Source organism: Pseudonocardia sp. ICBG1034, from assembly GCF_020131375.1.
GTDB classification, from domain to species: Bacteria; Actinomycetota; Actinomycetes; order Mycobacteriales; family Pseudonocardiaceae; genus Pseudonocardia; species Pseudonocardia alni.
The window spans coordinates 501,160-517,446 of the sequence record NZ_JAHLEK010000017.1 but is presented as its reverse complement, the minus strand read 5'-3'; the positions used below and the strand labels follow the sequence as shown (position 1 = coordinate 517,446).

Genomic DNA, 16,287 nt, shown 5'->3' with positions numbered 1-16,287 from the left:
CACCATGACCAGTCTCGACGAGCGCAAGCGCGCCCTGATCGCCCGGCGCCTGGCCGAGGCCGGCCTGCGCCGCAGCGACCCCGCCGCCGCGCCGCGCCGGGCCGGTCGGACCGAGTTCCCGCTGTCGTTCGCGCAGCGGCGGATGTGGCTGCACCACCAGATCGTGCCGGACAGCACCGCGTTCAACCTGTGCATCGAGCTGACCCTCGACGGGGATCTGGACGAGACGGCCCTGCGGGCGGCGTTCGACGCGCTGGTGGCCCGGCACGAGGTGCTGCGTACGACCTACCACGCCGGCGACGACGGCGACCCGTTCCAGCGGGTGCACGACACGCTCGGCCACGTCTGGGAGGTCCTCGACGCGCCCGGGACCGACGCCGCCGCGCGTCGTGCGTGGGTCCGCGAGCTGGCCCGCGAGCGGGCGTCGCGGCCCTACGACCTCGCCGCGGACTCCGCGCTGCGGGTGGCGGTGGTGCGGGAGGGCCCGGCGCGTACGACGGTGCTGCTGCAGGTCCACCACATCGCCTGGGACGGCCTCACCTTCGCCGTGATCTCCCGCGACCTGGAGCGCGCCTACCGGCAGGCGCAGGCCGGGACGGTGACCACGACCCCGCCGCCGCGTCAGGTCGCGGACTTCGCCGACGCCGAACAGCGGGCCTGGGCCGGCGGCGACGGGGGCGCCGGCGCCGACGCCGCGTACTGGCGGGAGCAGCTCGCCGAGCCGGTGCCCGCGCTGTTCGACCGGCTGCCCGCCGAGGACCCGGCGGCGGGAGTCGAGGCGGGGGGACGGGTGGACCGGCGCTTCTCCCCGGCCGCCGCCCGGGCCGTGCGGGAGCTGTCCGCACAACTGGGCACGACGCCGTACACGGTGGTGCTCGCCTGCTACAGCGCCGTCCTGAGCCGGTTCGCCGGGACCGGTGACGTCGCCGTCGGGACCGCCGTCGTCAACCGCGAGGACAGCGGGGTCACCGAGCTCGTCGGCAACTTCGGCAACCTCGTGGTGCTGCGCTCGGCCGTGCGGCCCGACGACACCGTCCGGTCGCTCACCGGCCGGGTCGCGGCCGTGGCGGCCGACGGGTTCGGACACCAGGGTTTCCCCTACGACCGGCTCGTCGAGCTGCTGAACCCGTCGGCGTCCGGGCAGGCCCGCTCGCTGTTCGAGGCCCAGCTGCTGTTCCTCACCCAGAAGCTGCACGGCCCGCAGCTGCCCGGCGCCACCACGAGCTGGCTGCGCACCGACAACGGCACCGCCCAGCACCCGCTGGCACTGGAGGTCTTCCTCACCGACGACGGCTTCGACGTCGAGGCCACCTACGCCGCGGCGCACCTCACCGCGGACGCGGTGTCCACCCTGCTGGCCGACCTGGAGGCACTGCTCGAGGACGCCGGGGACGACCCGGACCGCCGGCTCGCCGACATCTTCACCACCCGCCCGGTGCACCGGTCGGTCACCGGCACCGACGGCGGGCCCCGCTGGACCCCGGCGGCCGCGCTCGGCCCGGACGCCGCCGCCCGCGCCGGCGAGGTGGCCCTGGTCGGCGCGCCCGCCCCCGGCCGTGCGCCGGTGGAGGTCACCGTCGCCGAGCTCGACGACGCCGCCGACCGCGTCGCCGCCGCGCTGCGTGCGCGCGGCATCGGCCCGGAGGACCGGGTCGCCGTGCTGCTGCCCCGCACCACCGGCCTGGCCGCCGCGGTGCTCGGTGTGCTCCGCGCCGGCGCGGTCCTCGTGCCGGTGGACCCCGGCTACCCGGCCGCACGGATCCGGCACGTGCTCACCGACTCCGCGCCCGCCCTGGTGATCACCGACGGTGTCGTCGCCGCACCCGCCGGCGCGACCGGTGCGGCCACGGCGACCGTCGCGGACCTGTCGACGGGCCCGGCCCCGGACCGGCCGTTCGACCGGCCGCATCCCGATCAGGCCGCCTACCTCGTGTACACCTCCGGCTCGACCGGTGTGCCGAAGGGCGTGCTCGGCACGCACCGTGGCCTGGCCCGGCGGCTGGACTGGGCGGACCGCGCCTGGCCGGTGGAGCCCGGTGACGTCCGGGTCGCCAAGAGCTCGATCGCCTTCATCGACGGGCTCACCGAGCTGCTCGCCGCACTGGCGGGTGGGGCCACGGTGCTCGTCGCCGACGACGCCACCGCGACCGAGCCGGAGGCGCTGGCCCGGCTGCTGCGCACCGAGCCGGTCGCACAGGTCACCGCCGTCCCGTCGCTGGTGTCGGTGCTCGCCGAGACCTCCGGCCCGGTCGCGGTGCGCCGCTGGGTCTGCTCCGGCGAGCCGCTGACGGCCACGGCCGTCGCCGCTGCGCGGGCGTGGGCGCCCGGCTCGGTCGTCGTGAACTCCTACGGCTCCTCCGAGGTCGCCGGTGACGTGCTCGCCGGCGAGGTCGTCGGCGACGAGCGCGTCACCGCCGGCCGTGTGGTGCCCGGCAGCACGGTCGTGCTGCTCGACCGGTTCTTGGCCCCGGTGCCCGACGGCGTCGTCGGCGAGCTCTACGTCGGCGGTGAGCAGGTGGCCCGCGGCTACGCCGGACGGGCGGGCGAGACCGCGGCCCGGTTCGTCGCCGACCCCGCGGTGCCCGGTGCCCGGCTCTACCGCACCGGTGACCTCGCCCGCCGCCTGCCCGACGGCCGGTTCGAGCTGCTCGGCCGCGCCGACGACCAGGTCACCGTGCGCGGGGTGCGGGTCGAACCCGGCGAGGTGGAGGCCGTCCTCGTCGCGCAGCCGGGCGTGCGCTCGGCCGTGGTCGTCGCCCGCACGGTCGGCGACGCACCGTCCCTGGTCGCCTACGTCGTCCCGGCCGAGCACGGCGACGAGCCCGTGGGTGAGGACCTGCGCACGGCCGTGGCGCAGCGGCTGCCGTCGCAGTTCGTGCCGGCCGCGGTCGTCGTGCTCCCGGAGCTGCCGCGCACCCCCGGTGGCAAGATCGACAAGCGGGCGCTGCCGGCGCCCGGCCGCGTCCACGCCGGCTCACGGCCGCCCGGCGACGACCGCGAACGCGCGCTGTGCGCCCTGTTCTCCGAGCTCCTCGACCGCACCGGCATCGGCGTCGACGACGACTTCTTCGCCCTCGGCGGGCACTCGCTGTCCGCGCTGCGCCTGGCCAACCGGGTGCAGGCACGGCTCGGCGCCCCGGTCACGGTGCCCGACGTGTTCGCCCGCCCGACCGTCGCCGGTCTCGCCGCGCTGGTCGCCGGCCGGGACTCCGCCGGGACCGAGGACCGGGACCCGGCGACGGCCGACGGCCCGGTCCGCCGCCCGGACACCGCACCCGCGGTCCTCGCGCCCGCCCAGCATCCGATGTGGACGCTCTACCGGATGCAGGGCCCGGGCGCGGCCTACAACGTCCCGCGCGAGTGGACCGTCGACGGCCCGTTCGACGCCGGGGCGTTCCGCGCGGCGCTGCACGACGTCGTCGCCCGGCACGAGGCGCTGCGCACCACCTACGGCGAGACCACCGACGGCACGGTGACCGTGCACGTCCATCCGGCCGGTGAGCTGCCGGTGCACGTCGGGACGGGTACCTGCGACGAGGCGGGCGCCGACGCGACGCTCGCCGCGCTCGTCGGGCACCGCTTCGACCTGGAGCGCGAGGCCCCGGTCCGCGCCGAGGTCGTCCGCACCGCCGCCGACCGCCACCGCATCGGGCTCGTGTGTCACCACATCGCCGTCGACGAGTGGTCCCTGCGGGTGCTGCTCGCCGACCTCGGCACCGCCTACGCCGCCCGCCGCGCCGGGCGCACTCCCGCCCTGCCCGCACCGGTGCTGCGCCACGGCGACGTCGCCGCCTGGCAGGCCGGGCTCGTCGGGACCCCGCAGGAGCCCACCGACCGGGCCCGGCGCCAGCTGGACTTCTGGGCCGACCGGCTGACCGGCGCGCCGCCGGTCACCACGCTCCCCACCGACCGGCCCCGGCCCGAGGCGCCCGGCGGAGGCGGTGCCGAGCTCCGCACCGAGTTCGGCCCCGAGCTGGCCGCGGCGCTCGGCGCCGCCGCCCGGCGGCACGGGACCAGCATGTTCATGCTGCTGCACGGCGCGCTGGCCGTGCTGCTCGAGGCGCACGCCGACGCCGACCGCGACCCCGGCGACGACGCCGGTGACGCCGTCGTCATCGGCACCCCGGTCTCGGCGCGGCGGCACGCGGGCGCCGAGGACGTCGTCGGGTTCGCACTGACCACCCTCGCGCTGCGGCTGGACCTGCACGGCGACCCGACCCTGGCCGAGGTACTGGACCGGGCCCGCACCGCGGACCTGGCCGCGATGGAGCACGCCGACGTCCCCTTCGACCGCGTCGTCGACCGGGTCGCCCCCGAGCGGGGTGCGGCCTCCCCGCTGTTCCAGGTCGAGCTGCTCTACCTGCGCACCGACCCCGACCGCAGCGAGCTCGACCTCGACGGCGCCGTCACCACGGCGGTGCGCACCGGCACCGGCTCGGCGAAGTTCGACGCGACCTTCGCCTTCCACGAGTCGGTCACCGACGCGGGCGACCCGCGGCTCGGCGTGATCGTCGAGTACGCCACCGAGCTGTACGACGCCACGACGATCGAGGCGGTCCTCGCGCGGCTGGAGCGGCTGCTGGAGCTGGTCGCCTCGGCTCCCGGGACCCGGCTCTCGCAGCTGCGGCTCGACCCGCCCGCCCCGGGACCCGACCCGGCACCGACCGGTGCCGACGGTCTCCCGGCCACCCTCGCCGCGCTGTTCACCGCGACCGTCGCGGCCCGGCCCGACGCCCCCGCACTGGTCGCGGGGGCGGAACGGCTGACCTGGGCCGGGCTCGCCGACCGCGCCGGGCGGCTGGCCGCCGTGCTCGTCGCCGACGGGGTCCGCCCGGGGGACCGGGTCGCCGTCGGCGTCCCGCGCGGCGCCGACATGGTCGTCGCGATGCTCGCCGTCGCCCTGGCCGGGGCCACCGCGGTGCCGCTGGACGTCGAGTCCCCGGCGAGCCGCCTCGCGCTGATCGTCGGTGACGCCCGGCCGCGCTGCCTGCTGGCCGTCGCCACGACCCCGGGGGCCGTGACCGGTCTCGGCCCCCGCGTCGTCGCCGTCGACGCGCTCCCGGCGGACGTCGCACCGCTGCGCGAGCCCGTCGCCGTGCCCGCCGCGCAGCCGGCGTACGTCGTCTACACCTCCGGGTCCACCGGCCGTCCCAAGGGCGTCGAGGTCCCGCACCGTGCGGTGCTGTCGCTGCTGGCGGCGACCGTCGCACCCGGCGGCACCATGGACGTCACCGCCGACGACGTGTTCTCCCTGGTCCACTCGATCGCCTTCGACGTGTCGGTGTTCGAGCTGTGGGGCGCGGTCGCGACCGGCGCGACGGTCGTCGTCGTCGACGGCGACACCGCCCGCGACCCGGAACGCCTCTGGGCGCTGATCGCGGCCGAGCGGGTCAGCGTGCTCAGCCAGACGCCCTCGGCGTTCGGGCCCCTGGCCCTCGCCGAGCCGGCCGGCTCCGCCGTCGCCGAGAGCCTGCGCTACGTCGTGTTCGCCGGGGAGGCGCTCGAACCGCGGCTGCTGCGGGACTGGTGTGCCCGGCACACCCCCGGCGCCCCGGTGCTGGCCAATCTCTACGGCATCACCGAGACCACCGTGCACACCACCTACCGCGAGATCGGCACCGCGGACCTCGACCGGCCGGTCAGCCCGGTCGGCGGTCCACTCGCCGGGCTGGCGGTGCGGCTGCTCGACCGGCGGCTGCGGCCGGTCCCGCCGGGCGTCGTCGGCGAGATCCACGTCGCCGGTGCCCAGCTGGCCCAGGGCTACGCCGACCGCCCCGGCCTCACCGCCGTCCGGTTCGTCGCCGACCCCGACGGCCCGCCCGGCACCCGGCTCTACCGCTCCGGTGACCTCGCCCGGTTCGACCGGGCCGGTGAGCTGGAGTTCGCCGGCCGCGCCGACGAGCAGGTGAAGATCCGCGGCTACCGGGTCGAGCTGGGCGAGGTCGACGCCGGCCTGCTCGCGCTGCCCGGGATCGCGCAGGCGGTCACCCGGGTGCACACCGGCACCGACCCCGCCGACCGGCGGCTCGTCGGCTACGTCGTGCCCGCCCCCGGTACCGCGGCCGACCCCGCCGCGCTGCGCAGCGCCCTGGGCGACCTCCTGCCCGGTTACATGGTCCCCGCCGCGATCGTCGTCCTGGACCGGCTGCCGCTGACCGTCAACGGCAAGCTCGACCGCCGCGCACTGCCCGAGCCCGATTTCGGCGGCGGCCCCGCCGCGACGGACCGCGAGCCCGCCGACGACGTCGAGCGGACCCTGTGCGCCGCCTTCGCCCACGTCCTCGGAGCCGGCCGGGTCGGCCCGGACGACGACTTCTTCGTCCTCGGCGGCGACAGCATCCTCGCCACCCGGGTCGTGCGGACCGTGCGCGAGGCCGGGCTCGACGTCCGCACCGCGCACGTGTTCGCCCACCGGACCCCGGCCGGGATGGCTCGCGCCGCGGGCACGGCGCCGCGGGAGGCCCGCGCCGACACCCGCCCGCTGCGCGACCTGCTCGGGCTCGGCCCGGCCGACGTCGCGGCGCTCGGCGAGCGGGTCGGCGGCACCGCGACCGACGTCTGGCCGCTGTCGCCGCTGCAGGAGGGGCTGTACTTCCAGTCCGTCTACGACTCCTCCGACACCTCCGGGTCCGCGGCGGGCGGCGACGTCTACATCCTGCAGACCGTGTTCACCCTGGACCGGGCCCTGGACCGGGAGCGGCTGGAGGGAGCGCTGGCCCGGTTGGTCGCGGCCACGCCGCTGCTGCGGGTCGCGTTCACCACCGACGACCGGGGCCGCCCGGTCCAGGTCGTCCGCGACCACCTGCCGGCACTGCCGGTCGGGGAGCGGTCCGCCGGATCCGTGGACGAGGCCCGGGCACTGGCCGCGGCCGAGCGGGCGCGGCCGATCCCGCTCGACGCGCCGCCGCTGTTCCGCCTGCTCCTCGTGCACCTGCCCGACGGCCGGGACCGGTTGGTGCTGACCAACCACTTCCAGCTGTTCGACGGCGCCTCGGCCATGCGCGTGGCGGACCGCCTGCTCACCCTGTACGACGGCGGCGAGCCGCCGGCGGCGCCCGGCTACGACGAGTACCTGCGCTGGACCGCCGACCAGGACGAGAAGACCTCGCGCGAGGTGTGGGCGCGGGCCTACGCCGACCTCACCGCCCCCACCCTGGTCGCGGGGGAGGAGCAGCGATCCTTCACCGAGCCGTCGTCGCGGATCGGGACCCGGCTCGGGGTCCCGCTCTCCGACCGGGTCCGGGCCGTCGCCGCAGGCCACGGGGTCACCGTCAACACCGTCCTGATCGCGGCGCTCGGCGTCGTGCTCGGGCACGCCACCGGGGGCGACGACGTCGTCCTCGGCACCCCGATGGCCGTCGCCCCGGACGAGATCGCCGGGATGGAGCACGCCGTCGGGCTGTTCCTCAACACGGTCCCCGTCCGGGTCCGGCTCGCCCCCACCGACACCGGCGCCGACGTGCTGCGCCGGCTCGGCGACGAGCGCGCCGGGCTCGTCGCACACGAGTACCTCGGGCTGGGGCAGATCCAGCAGGCCACCGGCCGGCCGCGGCTGTTCGACACCCTGTTCACGCTGCGCAACGCCTGGGACGCCTTCGCCGAGGCCGCGCAGCGGCACGGGATGGCCGACGTCGAGACCCTCGACGACTCGCACTTCCCGCTGTCGTTCGCGGTGAACCCCTTCGACGACATGGAGCTGACCGTCGACCACCGGCCGGAGGCGGTCGACACCGACACCGCGCGGTCGCTGATGGACCGCTTCGTCGCCGTGCTCGACGCCCTCACCGCCGCCCCGGACGCCCCGCTCGCCGCGGTCGACCTCGGCGTCGCCGTGGACACCGGCGCGACCGCCACCCCGGTCCCGGACGTCACGATCGCGGAGCTGCTCGCCGAGCGCGCGGCGACCTGCCCGGAGCGCACCGCGCTGGTCGCGGGGGAGTCCCGGCTGAGCTTCGCCGAGCTCGACGCACAGGTCACCCGCACCGCGCGGGTCCTGCGGTCCCGCGGCGCCGGACCCGAGACCGTCGTGGCACTCGGACTGCCACGCTCGACCGCCAATGTCGTCGCGCTGTTCGCGGTGCTGCGGGCCGGTGCGGCCTACGTGCCGCTGGAGCTGGACCACCCCGACGAGCGGCTCACGGAGATCCTCGCCGCGTCGGGTGCGTCGCTGCTGGTCACCGACTCGACCGTCGCGTCGCGCTTCGAGGGGGCCGTCCCGCAGGTGCGTCTGGACGAGGCGGGTCTGTTCGACGGTGTCCCGGACACCCCGCTGACCGACGAGGAGCTGGGGTCCTTCGCGCCCGGGACCCCGGGGCGGCTCGACCATCCCGCGTACGTGATCTTCACGTCGGGGTCGACGGGGAAGCCCAAGGGGGTGGTGACCCCGTTCCGTGGGCTCACGAACATGCAGGTCAACCACCGTCGGGAGATCTTCGCCCCGACGATCGACGCCGCGGGCGGGCGGGTGCTGCGGATCGCGCACACGGTGTCCTTCGCGTTCGACATGTCCTGGGAGGAGCTCCTGTGGCTGGTCGAGGGTCATGAGGTCCACGTCTGTGACGAGCAGCTGCGCCGGGATGCGGAGCGTCTGGTGGCCTACTGCGCCGAGCATGCGGTCGACGTCGTGAACGTGACCCCGACCTACGCCCACCACCTGTTCGCCGCCGGCCTGCTCGACGGGGACCACGTGCCCCCGCTCGTGCTGCTCGGCGGCGAGGCCGTCCCCGAGTCGGTGTGGTCGCAGCTGCGCGACACCGACGGCACCTGGGGCTACAACCTCTACGGCCCGACGGAGTACACGATCAACACCCTCGGCGCCGGTACCACCGACAGCGCCACCTCCACGGTCGGCACCGCCATCACCAACACCACGGCCCACGTCCTCGACGGCTGGCTGCGCCCGGTCCCCGACGGCGTGATCGGCGAGCTCTACATCGCCGGAGCAGGGCTGGCCCGCGGCTACCTCGACCGCCCCGCCCTCACCGCCGAGCGGTTCGTGGCCGACCCGTGGACGCCGGGTGCCCGGATGTACCGCACCGGTGACCTGGTGCGGCGGCGCAGCGACGGGAACCTGGACTTCCTCGGGCGCAGCGACGACCAGCTCAAGATCCGCGGCTACCGGGTGGAACCGGCCGAGATCGAGACCGCACTGGGCGCGGTGGACGGGGTCTCCCAAGCAGCCGTCGTCGCCCGCCCGCACCCCGAGGTCCCCGGCCAGCGGCGCCTCGCGGCCTACCTCGTCGGCACCGCGACACCCGAGGCGGCGCGCGAGGCCGTCGCGCGGACCCTGCCCGACTACATGGTCCCGACCCTCTGGGCCGTGGTCGAGAAGCTCCCGCTGACCGTCAACGGGAAGCTCGACGTCGCCGCGCTGCCCGAGCCGGCGGCGATCGCCCCCACCGGCGGCCGCGCACCGCGCACACCCCTGGAGGAGACCCTCTGCTCGATCGTCGCCGAGGTGGTGGGCGTCGACGGGGTCGGCCCCGACGACGACTTCTTCGACCTCGGCGGGGACAGCATCTCCGCGCTCGCCCTGGCGAACCGGGCCCGCAAGGCGGGGATCCGGATCCGGCCCCGGCACGTGTTCGAGGCCCGCACCGTCACCCGGCTCGCCCCCTACGGCAGCCGCACCGCCGCCGCGCGCCCGGCCCTGCAGCCCGTGCAGCACGACGGACCCGAGCGGGAGATCTCGGCCGGGCAGCGGCAGATGCTCGCGCTGTCGCGGGTCGGCGGCCCCAGCGCGGTCTACAACGTGCCGGGTGTCCTGCGTCTGCACGGCCCGCTCGACACCGACGCGCTGCGCGCCGCCTGGCTCGACGTCCTCGGACGGCACGAGGTGCTGCGCACGACCTACCCCGACGGCACGACGACGGCCCGGGTGCTCGACCTCGACGCCGTCGGCCCGGCGATCACCGCCGAGCGGATCGACGCCGGCGACCTCGACGAACGGATCGACGCCGCGGTGCGCACCCCGTTCGACCTCGCGCGCGAGATCCCGGCCCGCGTCACCCTGTTCGAGCTGGGCCCCGACGAGCACGTCCTGGTCGCGGTGCTGCACCACATCGCCGTCGACGAGTGGTCCTGGCGCCCCCTCATCGACGACCTCCAGACCGCCTACCGGGCACGGCTGCGCTCCGGCCCGGACGCGCCGTCGTCGCTGCCCGCGCCGGCCGTCCGCTACGCCGACTTCGCCGCCTGGCAGCGCGACTGCCTCGCCGACGGGTCGGACACCTCCGCCGCGGCGCAGCTGGACTTCTGGCGGACCACGCTGACCGGCGCCCCGGTCGAGACCACGCTGCCGGTCGACCGGCCGCGTCCCGCCGCCCCCACCGGAGCCGGCGACGCGGTGCCGGTCGAGGTCGGCCCGGAGCTCACCGCCGAGCTCCACCGGCTCGCCCGCTCGCACGACGTCACCGTGTTCATGCTGCTGCACGCCGCGCTCGCCGTGCTGCTGTCCCGGCACACCGGGTCACCCGACGTCGTCGTCGGCACCCCGATCTCGACCCGTTTCGACCCGGCGCTCGACGACGCGGTGGGCTACTTCCTCAACACCCTCGCCCTGCGGACCGACGTGGCCCCCGACCACACGGTGGCCGAGCTGCTGCGCGCGGTCCGGGGCGCCGACCTCGACGCCTACGACCGCGCCGACGTGCCCTTCTCCGACGTCGTGGCGGCCGTGGCCCCGGACCGGGCGCCCGGGCGCAGCCCCCTGTTCCAGGTCATGGTGGTGTGCCTGGGCGGCGACGCGAACGCCCTGACCCCCCGCCTCGACGGCGTGGACGCGAGCGCCGACGTGGTCCGCACGGGCACGGCGAAGTTCGACGCGTCGTTCAACTTCACCGACACCCCCGACCTGCTGTCCGGCGTCGTCGAGTACTCCACGGACCTGTTCGACCGGTCCACGATGGAGCGCGTCGCCGACCGGATGGTCGCGGTGCTGCGGGCCTTCGCCGACGACCCGGGCCGTCCGGTGGGGTCGATCGACGTCCTCGCCCCGGCCGACCACGCCGACGCCGTCGCGCGTGCGGCCTCCGCGGTCGTCGACGTCCCGGACGTCACGATCGCGGAGCTGCTCGCCGAGCGGGCGGCGACCTGCCCGGAGCGCACCGCACTGGTCTCCGGCGACGAGCGCGTCACCTTCGCCGCGTTCGATGCCCGCGTGACCCGGCTGGCCCGCGTCCTGCGGTCCCGCGGGGCCGGCCCGGAGACGGTCGTGGCGCTGGGGCTGCCGCGTTCGGTGGACAACGTCGTGGCGTTGTTCGCGGTGCTGCGGGCCGGTGCGGCGTACGTGCCGCTGGAGTTGGACCATCCCGACGATCGGCTGGCCGAGATCCTCGCCGCCTCGGGTGCCGCACTGCTGGTCACCGACTCGGCCGTGGCCGCGCGGTTCGACGGTGGGGTGGAACAGGTGCGTCTGGACGAGCCGGGCCTGTTCGACGGTGTCCCGGACACCCCGCTGTCCGCCGAGGAGCTGGGGTCGTTCGCGCCCGGCACCCCGGGCCGGTTGGACCACCCGGCGTACGTGATCTTCACGTCGGGGTCGACGGGGAGGCCGAAGGGTGTGGTGACCCCGTTCCGTGGGTTGACGAACATGCAGGTCAACCACCGTCGGGAGATCTTCGCGCCGACGGTCGACGCGGCGGGTGGGCGGGTGTTGCGGATCGCGCACACGGTGTCGTTCGCGTTCGACATGTCGTGGGAGGAGCTCCTGTGGCTGGTCGAGGGTCATGAGGTGCACGTGTGCGACGAGCAGCTGCGCCGGGATGCGGAGCGTCTGGTGGCCTACTGCGCCGAGCATGCGGTCGACGTCGTGAACGTGACCCCGACCTACGCCCACCACCTGTTCGCGGCCGGCCTGCTCGACGGGGACCACGTGCCCCCGCTGGTGCTGCTCGGTGGGGAGGCGGTCCCGGAGTCGGTGTGGTCGCGGCTGCGTGACACCGACGGGACGTGGGGCTACAACCTGTACGGCCCCACCGAGTACACGATCAACACGCTCGGGGCGGGCACCACCGACAGCGCCACGTCGACCGTGGGCACGGCGATCACGAACACCGTCGCGCACGTCCTCGACGGGTGGCTGCGCCCGGTGCCCGACGGCGTCGTCGGGGAGCTGTACATCGCCGGGACCGGGCTGGCCCGTGGCTACCTGGAGCGGCCGGGCCTCACCGCGGAGCGGTTCGTCGCCGACCCGTGGACCCCGGGGGAGCGGATGTACCGCACGGGTGACCTGGTGCGTCGCCGTCCCGACGGGAATCTGGACTTCCTGGGGCGCGGTGACGACCAGCTCAAGATCCGCGGCTACCGGGTGGAACCGGCGGAGGTCGAGACCGCGCTGGGCGCGGTGGACGGTGTCTCCCAGGCCGCCGTGGTCGCCCGCACGACCGGGACGACGAAGCGGTTGGCGGCCTACCTGGTGGGCCGGGCCGACGTGGAGACGGTCCGCGACGCGGTGGCCCGCGTGCTGCCCGACTACATGGTGCCCACCCTGTGGGCGGTCGTCGACGCGCTGCCGCTGACCGTCAACGGCAAGCTCGACACCGGCGCACTGCCCGAGCCCGCCCCGGTCGCCCGGCGTGCCTCCCGCGCCCCGCGCACCCCGCTCGAGGAACGGCTGTGCGCGATCGTCGCCGACGTCCTCGGGCTCGACACGGTCGGCATCGACGACGACTTCTTCGGCCTCGGCGGCGACAGCCTCGGTGCCATCGACATCGCCACCACCGCCCGGCGCGAGGGCATCGAGCTGCGTGTGCGGGACCTGCTCGTCGCCGGGACGGTCGCCGCGGTCGCGGCGGCGCTCGACCGCGGCGACGGTGACGCCGGCGAGGGCGACGACACGGTCGGTACGGCGGGCACGGCCGCTGCCGGGCCGTCGGCCACCCCGGCCGCCGAGGAGCCCGGCACCGCCCCGCTCACCCCGGTCCTGTCCTGGCTCGGGTCCCTGGGCGGCCCGGTCGCCGGCCGGGCGCAGGCGGTGCTCGTCACCACCCCCGCCGGGTTCGGCGCCGACGACCTCACCGCGCTGGCCGACGCCCTGCTCACCCGGCACCCGGTGCTGCGCTCGGCCCTGGACACCGGCTCCGACGGGCACTGGACGGGTCTGCGGATCCTCCCGCGCCGCGACGCCGACCCGGCGGCGCTGGTCCGGCGGGTGCCCGTCGACCCGGCCGCCGGGGACGACGCGCTCACCCGCGCCGTCACCGCGGCGACCCGCACCGCCCGCGCCGAGCTCGACGCCGGACCCGGCGGGATGCTGCGTCTGCTCTGGTTCGACCGCGGCACCGCTCCGGGCAGGCTCGCGGTCGTCGCGCACCACCTCGCGGTGGACGGGACGTCGTGGCGGGTGCTCGCCGAGGACATCGCCACCCACGGCACCGGGGCCGAACCGGCACCCGAGGCCACCGGCTTCGCCGCGTTCGCCGCACGGCTGCACGCGCACGGCGCGCGCCCCGGAGTCCGCGCCGAGGCAGGGTTCTGGCAGAAGGTCCTCGACGCGGCCGCCCCGCTGCCCGTGCGGCGCCCGCGCGACGGGGGCGACACCCATGCGACCGTCCGCGAGACCACCTCGTCCTGCCCCGGCGACGTCGTCACGGCGCTCGCCCGGCGCCACGGCACCGGGGCCGAGGCGGTGCTCCTCGCCGCGCTCGGCGAGGCCCTCACCGTCACCGGATCCGACGGTCCCGTGCTGGTCGACCTGGAGCACCACGGCCGCGCCGAGGAGCTCGGACCCGACGTCGACCTCGCCCGCACGGTCGGCTGCCTCACCGTGCTCGCCCCGGTCCCCGCGCACGGCACCCCCGGTCCGGACGTGCCCGACGCTGCCGCGGCGCTCACCCGGGCCCGTGACGCCGTCGCCGCGCCTCCCGGGCGGGGCCTGGGCTGGGGCCTGCTGCGGTACCCGGCCGACGGCACGCCACGGGTCACCGGGCCGGGAGCGGAGGTCGCGCTGAACTGGCTCGGTCGCACCACCCGGCCCGCCGGGACCGCGGGCGGCGGCTGGGAGCTCGCCCCCGAGCAGGACGCGGTGCGGGTCGGACCCGCGCCCGGCGTGCGCACCGGGCACTCGCTCGTCGTCGACGTGCGGGTGCGCGACACCGCCGGGGGCCCCGTGCTGGAGGCGACGTTCGGCCACCCCACCGGTGTCCTCGACGCCGCCACGGTCGACCGGGTGGCGGCCCGCTGGGCCGAGGTCCTCACGACCTGGGCGGGGCGTCGCTGATGGCGTCCCTGCTGGTCGACGTCAGCCCGCTGCGCGAGGACCGGACGTTCCGCAACCTGTTCGTCGCCCGGACGGTCCTGCTGTTCGGGGTGGGGATCGTCGCGGTCACCGTGCCGCTGGAGGTGTACGCCCGCACGGGGTCCACCCCGGTCGTCGGGATGGTGACCGCGATCGAGTCGGCGGCGTTCGTCGTCGGCTACCTCGGCGGCGGGGTCCTCGCCGACCGGGTCGACCGCTGGCTGCTGGTGCGGGTCACCTGGCTGGTCAGCGGGACGACGTTCGCCGGGCTCGCGGTGAACGCCGCCTGGATCGGCTCGACCCCGCTGACCGCCGCGCTGGTCGCCGCGAACGGGTTGTCCGGCGCCACCTGCATCACCGCCATGCTCGCCGTGACCCCGTCCATCGTGGACCGGGCGAAGCTGCACGCGGTCGGCGCGCTGAACACCGTGTCGCTGCGGCTCGGCGCGGTGGTCGCCCCGGCCGTCGGGGGCATCGTGTTCGCGGTCGCCTCGGCCGCGTGGAACTACACCGCGGGCGCGCTGGCCGCCGTGGCGACCTGGGTGCTGCTGATGGTCGCGCCACCGCCCGGCCGGGGACGGACCGCCGCGGCCGGATCGCCGCCGCCCGCCGGGCCCGCGCCCGGTGCGCCGGGGCCGCCCGGCACCGCCGACGGCCCCGGGACCGACGCCACGGGCGACCGGCCGGTCGCCGACGGGCCGCCGGAGCCGGCCGAGGGCCCGCTGGCCGCGCTGCGGTCCGGCGCCCGGTTCGCCGTCCGGGAGCCGGTGGTGTCCGGCGTGATGGTGGCCGGACTGGTCGGGATGATCGGGGGCGGCTCGTTCGTGCTGGTCCCGGCGTTCGTCGAGGCCCGCTTCGGGGGCTCGTCCACCGTCGTCGGCCTCATGTACTCGGCGCTCGCCGCCGGGGTCGTGCTCGGCTCGCTGGGCAGCGGCTGGGTCCGGCGCAGCCCGCGGCCCGGTCGTCTCCTGCTGGTGCTGATGGTCGCCTGCTACGCCTGCTACGCGCTGGCGGGGGCGGCACCGACCGTCGCGCTGGTCCTCGCCGCGCTGGTCGCCGCCGGCGCCACGAACGCGATCGAGGAGGTGCTGCGGTACACGCTGCTGCAGCTCCGCACCCCCGACGCCCTGCTGGGCCGGGTGAACAGCCTGTTCGCCGCCCAGGCCATGACCGGCGCCGCGATCGGCGCCGTCGTCGCCGGGTCCGTCGGCGGCGTCGTCGGCGACGGCGACGCGCTCTGGGTCTACAACACCGTCACCGGCCTGGTCGCCGCCGCGACCGGGCTGCTGCTCGGACCACTGCGCCGGGTCACCCGCGCATCCATCGAGGAGGAACGATGATCTTCGTCGGCGACGGCGCCCTGCTGTGGCGCGCCGTCCGGCACGCCCGGGCCGACGGCCACCCCGTCGACCTCGTCTGCCACGGGCCCCGCACCACCCCGCCGCCCGGGTTCGCCCCGGACGAGGCCCGCGCGGTCCACAGCGGGCACGACCTGGAGGAGCTCGCCGGGGAACTGGCCGGGCGGTGCACCGACGGTCTGCTGTGGTCGATCGACAACCCGTTCCTGTTCCGGGAGAAGGTGCTGACCTCGGGGCTGCGGCTGCTCAACGTGCACGGGGGGCCGCTGCCCTCCTACCGGGGGCTGCCACCGGTGACGGCGGCCTACGCCGTGCTGCACGGCGAGACCTCCTTCGCCGCGACCCTGCACGAGATCGACGCCGGCATCGACACCGGCCCGGTGCTGGCCGAGGCCCGGTTCCCGGTCGACCCCGACGCCGTCCTGGAGGACGTGCTGTCCGACCTCGTCGAGGCCGCGCACCGGGTCTTCACCGACAACCTCGCCGCGGTCGCCGACGGCACCGCCGGACCGGCCCGCACGGCCGAGGGCGACCCCGGCTACTACGGCCTCGCCGAGGGACTCGAGCTCGCCCGGATGCGCGACCACCCCCGCTACGACCAGGCCACCGACCTCGGGATGTTCGCCGACTACTACCCCGACGCCGCGGCGGCCTGGGGCTGACCCGGCGACGACGCCACCCACCACGTCCCGG

At 76.4% G+C, this 16,287-nt stretch carries 3 protein-coding genes; all 3 read left to right on the top strand.

Features of this window, described 5'->3' with window-relative positions:
• The first annotated feature begins 4 nt into the window (after positions 1-4).
• From KPF22_RS17240 to KPF22_RS17230, 3 genes are read left to right on the top strand one after another with little or no spacing between them, the layout of a single operon-like run.
• Positions 5-14,218 (top strand): non-ribosomal peptide synthetase, encoded by a 14,214-nt coding sequence (locus KPF22_RS17240; protein ID WP_224402688.1) that lies wholly within the window; start codon positions 5-7, stop codon positions 14,216-14,218.
• The gene (locus KPF22_RS17235; protein ID WP_224402687.1) at positions 14,218-15,576 is read left to right on the top strand and encodes an MFS transporter; all 1,359 of its coding nucleotides are present in this window, start codon (positions 14,218-14,220) and stop codon (positions 15,574-15,576) included. The genes KPF22_RS17240 and KPF22_RS17235 overlap by 1 nt, the downstream gene beginning before the upstream one ends.
• A complete protein-coding gene (locus tag KPF22_RS17230; RefSeq protein ID WP_224402686.1) occupies positions 15,573-16,256 on the top strand; it encodes a formyltransferase family protein in 684 nt (227 codons plus the stop codon). The genes KPF22_RS17235 and KPF22_RS17230 overlap by 4 nt, the downstream gene beginning before the upstream one ends.
• Positions 16,257-16,287: the final 31 nt, after the last annotated feature.

Coding starts and splice junctions, on each gene's coding strand:
- KPF22_RS17235 (WP_224402687.1), top strand. CDS start 14,218: ATGGCGTCCCTGCTGGTCGACGTCAGCCCGCTGCGCGAGGACCGGACG.
- KPF22_RS17230 (WP_224402686.1), top strand. CDS start 15,573: ATGATCTTCGTCGGCGACGGCGCCCTGCTGTGGCGCGCCGTCCGGCAC.
- KPF22_RS17240 (WP_224402688.1), top strand. CDS start 5: ATGACCAGTCTCGACGAGCGCAAGCGCGCCCTGATCGCCCGGCGCCTG.